The sequence below is a fragment of the Pseudomonas sp. RW10S2 genome (genome assembly GCF_014268985.1).
In the GTDB taxonomy this organism is placed as follows: Bacteria; Pseudomonadota; Gammaproteobacteria; order Pseudomonadales; family Pseudomonadaceae; genus Aquipseudomonas; species Aquipseudomonas wayambapalatensis.
Genome location: NZ_JABWRO010000241.1, coordinates 1 through 766, shown reverse-complemented (window position 1 = coordinate 766; position 766 = coordinate 1). Strand labels below are relative to the sequence as shown.

The following is a 766-nucleotide window of genomic DNA, read 5'->3' as shown; positions in this document are numbered from 1 at the left end:
GTCGCTGATCCCAACGGTGAGCGAGCCCGAATCTTTGAAGACGTCATCGCCTTGAGCTGGCGCCTTGTACTCAACCTGAGTCTGACCTGCCGCGATGGTGACCTTGTCGCCATTGCTCAGGGTGACAGTCAGCGGGCGATCCAGCGGCTGGTTCACTTTGACGGTGAACGACGGCTGCTGGTCTTCGGTTACGTTGCCGTTGCTGACGATGGTGACAGAGACTTTGTCGCCTTCGTTGCCGGTGCCTGGAGTACCAGTGCCTGGCTCATCGGTGACGTCAGTTTTCACTTCGCCCTGACCCAAGGTCAGTTTTTCGAAGTTGTCGGCACCAGTGACCGATTCCAGCTTATTCACGATGCTTGGCTGGCCGCCAACGTACACGTCGTCAGGTGCATGAATGGTGATGGTGCCGGTAGAACTGCCTGCTGGAACGGTGACTTTTGTGCCGTCCGAGAGGGTGAATACCAAACCGCCATGACCTTTGACGTCCAAGCCTTGGGCGTTGGTCAGAGTAACGGTGTAAGTGATCTCGCCGCCTTCGGACACAGTGGTCTTGTCAGCGGTCAGAGTCGCGATCACTTCACTTTCGGTATCAGCAATCTGAACGGTAGCCGAGCCGCCGAGCTCGAGATTTTCGAAAGTCTTACCTGGAACACTGGCGTCGCTGATCCCAATGGTGAGCGACCCGGAATCCTTGAAGACGTCATCTCCCTGGGCCGGGGCTTTGTACTCGACCTGGGTCTGGCCCGCAGCGATGGTGACCTTG

1 protein-coding gene is annotated in these 766 nt (G+C 57.4%); it reads right to left on the bottom strand.

The window, feature by feature from the left end:
• The coding region (locus HU729_RS25550) for an immunoglobulin-like domain-containing protein (protein WP_346655324.1) at positions 1-766 on the bottom strand (766 nt) is incomplete at both ends.